9 protein-coding genes and 1 other annotated feature are annotated in these 5,699 nt (G+C 35.5%); of the genes, 1 reads left to right on the top strand and 8 read right to left on the bottom strand.

The features are described from left to right. A partial coding sequence (locus L866_RS09370; protein ID WP_211236693.1) for a transposase occupies positions 1 to 248 on the top strand: 248 nt, incomplete at its 5' end. A gap of 190 nt (positions 249 to 438) precedes the next feature. On the opposite strand, the gene rplL is transcribed toward L866_RS09370, so the two are convergent. The 8 genes from rplL to L866_RS08820 form a co-directional block, all read right to left on the bottom strand. Then, the gene (rplL, locus tag L866_RS0107800; protein WP_025730778.1) at positions 439 to 807 is read right to left on the bottom strand and encodes a 50S ribosomal protein L7/L12; all 369 of its coding nucleotides are present in this window, start codon (positions 805 to 807) and stop codon (positions 439 to 441) included. 75 nt (positions 808 to 882) lie between these two features. Further along, complete coding sequence (rplJ, locus tag L866_RS0107795; RefSeq protein ID WP_025730777.1) at positions 883 to 1,386, bottom strand: 50S ribosomal protein L10; 504 nt, start codon at positions 1,384 to 1,386, stop codon at positions 883 to 885. A gap of 29 nt (positions 1,387 to 1,415) precedes the next feature. Then, positions 1,416 to 1,536, bottom strand: a sequence feature (ribosomal protein L10 leader region). Between the two features lie 48 nt (positions 1,537 to 1,584). Further along, positions 1,585 to 2,274 carry a 50S ribosomal protein L1 gene (rplA, locus tag L866_RS0107790; RefSeq protein ID WP_025730775.1) on the bottom strand — a complete coding sequence of 230 codons (690 nt, stop codon included), beginning with the start codon at positions 2,272 to 2,274 and terminating at the stop codon, positions 1,585 to 1,587. A 108-nt stretch (positions 2,275 to 2,382) separates the two neighbouring features. Further along, on the bottom strand, positions 2,383 to 2,808 hold the full coding sequence (gene rplK, locus L866_RS0107785) for a 50S ribosomal protein L11 (RefSeq protein ID WP_025730773.1): 426 nt from the start codon (positions 2,806 to 2,808) through the stop codon (positions 2,383 to 2,385). A gap of 223 nt (positions 2,809 to 3,031) precedes the next feature. Next, positions 3,032 to 3,583: a transcription termination/antitermination protein NusG gene (gene nusG, locus L866_RS0107780; RefSeq protein ID WP_025730771.1), complete on the bottom strand. Its 552-nt coding sequence runs from the start codon at positions 3,581 to 3,583 to the stop codon at positions 3,032 to 3,034. A 131-nt stretch (positions 3,584 to 3,714) separates the two neighbouring features. Then, positions 3,715 to 3,885, bottom strand: a complete 171-nt coding sequence (gene secE, locus L866_RS09365) for a preprotein translocase subunit SecE (protein WP_084030326.1) — start codon at positions 3,883 to 3,885, stop codon at positions 3,715 to 3,717. 43 nt (positions 3,886 to 3,928) lie between these two features. Next, a complete protein-coding gene (rpmG, locus tag L866_RS0107770) occupies positions 3,929 to 4,081 on the bottom strand; it encodes a 50S ribosomal protein L33 (RefSeq protein WP_025730769.1) in 153 nt (50 codons plus the stop codon). Positions 4,082 to 4,311: 230 nt separating this feature from the next. Next, the coding region (locus L866_RS08820; RefSeq protein ID WP_035446463.1) for a G5 domain-containing protein at positions 4,312 to 5,699 on the bottom strand (1,388 nt) is incomplete at its 5' end.

Here is a 5,699-nt window from a genome sequence, read left to right as displayed (position 1 = left end):
TAACATTGCCCCTTCCCAAATCATTAAAGACCGTTTTAAGAACATTTAAACACTATAACACGTATATTCAAAATACCTTCATTTATCCTCAATTAACTAATGGGCCGATTGAAGGATTAAACAACAAAATTAAGGTACTTAAGCGAAATGCGTATGGCTACCGTAATTATTCACACTTTAAAAATAGAATTTTATTAATGATGCGTTTATATGCGCCAAATCATTCGTCCAAAATCGCTGCTTCTTAACACTGATTTTGAATACAATCGATCCAATCATTTGCTTATTTTATCTTTTGACCTAAAAAAAGAGGCGAAGTAACCGTATGGTTACCTCACCTCGGCATCAACCCTATTTGACAAAGAGCCCCCTATTTAACAGAACGCAAAAAACCTACCAATTGAATTGGTAGGTTTTTTGAAGAATATTTCAAAATGATTATTTAAGAGTAATTGTTGCTCCAACTTCTTCAAGTTTAGCTTTCATTTCTTCTGCTTCTTCTTTAGATACGCCTTCTTTAAGCATTCCAGGTGCGCCATCAACTAAAGCTTTAGCTTCTTTCAAGCCTAAACCTGTCATTTCACGAACTGCTTTGATAACTTTGATTTTTGAATCGCCAGCTGAAGTTAATTCAACGTCAAATTCTGTTTGTTCTGCGGCACCAGCATCTGCTGCTCCACCTGCAACTGCTACAGGAGCTGCTGCTGTAACACCAAATTCTTCTTCGATTGCTTTAACTAATTCGTTAAGTTCTGTAACTTTTGCTTCTTTAATATCAGCAATAATTTGTTCAATATTTAAAGCCATTTTTATTTCCTCCATTTATATGTATTGTGGTCTTATGCCACTTTGATCGTATTTGTTGTGATGACTATGCTGCAATTAAGCTGCATCTTCTTCGTTTTGTTCTGCAACGGCTTTGACTGCCAATGCTGTGTTGCGGATTGGTGCTTGCAATACTGATAATAGCATTGAAAGTAGTCCTTCGCGACTTGGTAGTGTTGCGATTTCGTTGATTTCTTCAACGCTTGTTACTTTACCTTCGATTACTCCACCTTTAATTTCTAAAGCTTCTGCTTCTTTTGCAAAGTTAGCAACAATTTTAGCTGGAGCTACAACGTCTTCTTTACCAAACACAACAGCTGTTGGTCCAACAAAAACTTCGTTTAACTCTTCTAAACCTGCTTTTTCAGCAGCACGACGTGAAATCGTGTTTTTGATAACGCTCATTTCAATATCTGCGTCACGTAATTGTTTACGTAATTCAGTTACTTGTGCAACTGTTAATCCTAAGTAATCTACAACTAGAACACTTCCTGATTCGCTCATACGAGTAGCTAAATCATCAACTAACAATTGTTTCTTTTGAATGGCTTGTTCGCTCATTTATTTCACCTCCATGCAATCAATTGAATAGAGTCTACTAAAAAACTCTATGCCGGAAGACATAGAGATATAACGTAATCATCATATACTCCCTCGGTAGGATTATTAAGGTTGCCCCCCTACTGTCTTCGGTAGAAACTATTTCTTAACCGATTGTACCAATATTGATACAACCGGTCAAGAAGTTTATTTAATTTTTTATAGTGAGCTAATATCCACTTTAACGCCAGGTCCAAATGTTGATGAAATTGTCAAGCTTTGAACGTATTTACCTTTAACTGTAGCTGGACGTAAACGAACAACTAATTCATGGAAAGCTTTTAAGTTTTCCACTAATTTTTCTGAGTCAAAAGATACTTTACCTACAGAGATTTGCACGTTGCCGGCTTTATCTGTACGGTAAGTTACTTTACCAGCTTTAATTTCTTCAACAGCTTTTTTAACATCCATTGTTACTGTTCCAGTTTTAGGGTTTGGCATTAAGCCTTTTGGTCCAAGAACACGTCCTAAACGACCAACTAATCCCATCATGTCTGGTGTTGCAACAACAACGTCAAAATCAAACCAACCGTCTTGGATTTTTTCAGCTAATTCTGCTTCACCAACATAGTCAGCGCCTGCAGCTTCAGCTTCTTTAGCTTTTTCACCACGTGCAAATACTAATACGCGTTGTGTTTTACCAGTTCCATTAGGTAAAACCATTGCACCACGTAATTGTTGATCTGCTTTACGTGTATCTAAGTTTAAACGGTATGCCACATCAATTGATGCGTCAAATTTAGCGAAGTCTAATTCTTTTACTAATGCCACAGCTTCGTTAATTGAGTATAGCTTTCCAGCTTCAATTTTTTTTGCAGCATCGATATATTTTTTACTCTTTTTAGCCAATTTGTATTCCTCCTATTTTGTGGTTTTAACGGGTAAACCTCCCACTGAAAGCTCTGGATGGGTGCATCCTTGGCTTGAGCTCTCTCACGTGGAAGCGGCAGTTAGCGTTTAGTTTTCAACAGTGATTCCCATTGAACGAGCTGTTCCTTCAACAATACGCATAGCAGCTTCAACGTTTGCTGCGTTTAAGTCAGGCATTTTCATTTCAGCAATTTCACGTACTTGGTCACTAGTAATTTTAGCAACTTTCTTCACGTTTGGTTCGCCAGAACCTTTTTCTACTTTAGCTGCTTTCTTTAATAAATCTGCAGCTGGTGGTGTTTTAGTTACGAAGTCGAATGAACGGTCTTCATAAACACTAATAACAACCGGAATAATGTAACCAGTTTGATCTTGTGTACGTGCATTAAATTCTTTAGTAAACGCCATAATGTTAACTTGCGCTTGACCTAATGCTGGACCAACTGGGGGTGCAGGACTTGCCTTACCTGCAGGAATTTGTAACTTAACAATTTTCACAACTTTTTTAGCCACGAAACCTACCTCCTTGTTTTGTTCGTGATGTGGTTAACGGGGATATTAGATTTCCCTCCCACACATGTTCATTAGGCTGATTGCTGTAGTATTTTTTCTTGTTATGACGACTCATAACAAGGGGCCATACTACTCATGTCCTAACGTACCAAGCCATTCTATCATACCTTTATAATTCAATCAACTATTATTTATTGCTTTTAACGAGAAATTTATTAGTGGATTAATTCGATTTTTTTATTTGATAGAATTCTACTTCTGTAATTGTTTCTCGCCCAAACATTTCGATGGATACTTGGACAGTTTGTTTATCATCATTTTTCTCAACAACTGGTCCTTCTAGCCCTTCAAATGCACCTTCTGTAATGACCACTAAATCACCCACATGAACATCAATTTCTACTCGTGGCGCATCTTTGCCCATTCGACGTAAAATGAAATCGATTTCTTCGTCTAATAGTGGCGCTGGTTTACTTCCCGCACCGTGTGATCCGACAAACCCTGTTACACCCGGCGTATTTCGCACAATATACCACGCTTCGTCTGACATGATCATTTGTACTAATACATACCCTGGGAATGTTTTCTTTGTTTTTGAATGCGCTTTCCCATCTTTCACTTCCACTTCTTCATCTTCAGGAACGATTACATCAAAAATATTATTTTCCATCCCCATACTTTGCGTACGTAACATAAGATTTTCTTTCACTTTGTTTTCGTAACCGGAATAAGTATGCAGTACGTACCATTCTTTTCCTGTTTCAATTGTTTCCATTATTGTCTTCCTCTTTTCTATTATTTTGTCTATTAAATGTTTACAATTTTACCCAAAATAAAAAAACCTTTTGTGTCCAAAGGTTTTTTAACTATTTCTATTATAGCACGTTGACACGAAGCGTCTACCTTTTAATGAATGAAACGTGTTAAAAGTTCATCTAATCCAAAATCAACTGCTGCAAAATATACACCGAAAATAATTACAGTTGATACGACTGTCCACGTATATTTATTAACATCCGGCCCAGAAGTCCAAGTAGTTTGTTTCATTTCATGCATTACACCTTTTAAAAATCTCATGTAAATTAATACCTCATTTCTTTTAACATTAATCAATTATTTATTATTTTGTTTCTTTATGAAGAGTATGTTTGCCACAGTAACGGCAAAACTTTTTAACTGCTAATCGTTCTTGTCCTGCTTGACTAGGTTTAGTTGTATAGTTGCGTTGTCCACATTCGGTACAAGCTAACCCAACCTTTCTTACATTTGCCATAATAGCTCTCCTTTAACTCGTTCATGTTTTATTTTAATCCATTACACAATAATACGCAACATGAGTTTTCTAATATTATGATGTTAACAGAGATGTGTCAAACAGTCAATTAGACCTATGCATTAAAAAATACATTTTTTCTTTTTCTTAATTATTTGAAGGCCTTATTTGACATGGAACAAAAAAAGAATTGAATGCATTTCTGCTTCAATTCTTTTATTAATCTCTTATTAAAGTATAGCCTCTTTTTCACTTGTTAATATTTGAGCACCTGAATAATAGTATGTACCTGCATTATCTTTTTGAACATGAATACCTAAGGCTTCATTAGTATAATCTTCTGTCATCATATTTTTATAATGACCTGATGAATTTTTCCATTGTGTAAACATACGCTCAGCAACTTCTTCTTCAGCTAACTTCGTGAATGATCCAAAATACAAAATATTTTCTCCAGAATTATATACTGTGTACAACTCATCTACCGTTCTGAAATCAGTTCCATCAGGACGTTTGTGATCAAAAGTTCCGCCATTTGGTCTAACTTCAAAAGCTCTAGTATTTACAGAATCATCAAAATATTCTGAGTATTTCAACGAACTGATACCTTTACTATTACGCTCTTCATTTACCAAATCACCAAACATTTCTCTAACATTATCCAAATTTATTCCTGTAATAGGCTCTATTTTTTCTACAGTACTCTCTTTTGTACCTACTTCAACTTGAGCTACAGATGCATTTTTTATTCTCTCTTTATTTGTCACTGTTGTTTTAACTAGTTTTCCATCTAAAAAATCTTGTTGTTCTGTCACTTTATACATTCCATCTATGCCTTCAACTACTGTATGTCTATAACCTACATCTTTGTTATCATTATATATAAATTCTACTTGATGCGGTATAGCTTGTTGACGTGTAATAGTTTTGGTTGATTTTACTTTTGGTGTTTCAACTACAGCTTTTTTTGTTCCAATGACAATGATAGTATTTTTCGGATCTGTTACTTGCTCATTAGTTATACGACGATTAATTTCAATATTATTCACATCGTACTCTACTTCATAGGTGATAACTCGTTTACCATCTTCACCGATTTGCGTAATTTCCTTATATCCTTCATCCTTAGATGCATCTTCAATAATTTCTTTACCGTGTAATATTTCAACCACTTCTGTTAATTGCTTCTTATAACCTACTAACTCTTTTGTTCCATGTCTTTCTATTCGATCAACAGCAGAAACTTCTGTCACTATAATTGGTCCTGTCACTTTAACAATTACATCATTTTCCAAAGTATTAGTTGTTTCTTTTACAAGATATCCTGGCTTGCCTATTTCTTCAATTACTACTACACCTTTTTCTAAAGTGTTATCATAAATCACTACAGTGCCAGGGTTCAATATAACGTTCTCTTTATCTATTTTAGTTGTAATTACTTTGTTTTCTCCCGTTTCAGTATCTGTTACTTCTTCTGAGTGCTCCTCAGTCGATCCTTCAACAGGGGTTCTCGTACCTTCTGTTACTTCTTCTCCTGTTTGCCCATCATAAGACTCTTCTTTGTCTTCTTCACTTATGACGCCAGGTAATTCTATCGCCGGTGCAGTTTCTTTTGGTG

This window comes from Atopobacter phocae ATCC BAA-285 (genome assembly GCF_000526675.1).
Taxonomy (GTDB): domain Bacteria; phylum Bacillota; class Bacilli; order Lactobacillales; family Aerococcaceae; genus Atopobacter; species Atopobacter phocae.
Note: the sequence above shows the minus strand (reverse complement) of the source record. Positions and strands in the feature narration are given on the sequence as shown.

Bases quoted from the DNA above. Each gene is read 5' to 3' on its own strand.
- rplL (WP_025730778.1), bottom strand. From the start codon at position 807: ATGGCTTTAAATATTGAACAAATTATTGCTGATATTAAAGAAGCAAAA.
- rplJ (WP_025730777.1), bottom strand. From the start codon at position 1,386: ATGAGCGAACAAGCCATTCAAAAGAAACAATTGTTAGTTGATGATTTA.
- nusG (WP_025730771.1), bottom strand. From the start codon at position 3,583: ATGGAAACAATTGAAACAGGAAAAGAATGGTACGTACTGCATACTTAT.
- secE (WP_084030326.1), bottom strand. From the start codon at position 3,885: ATGAGATTTTTAAAAGGTGTAATGCATGAAATGAAACAAACTACTTGG.
- rpmG (WP_025730769.1), bottom strand. From the start codon at position 4,081: ATGGCAAATGTAAGAAAGGTTGGGTTAGCTTGTACCGAATGTGGACAA.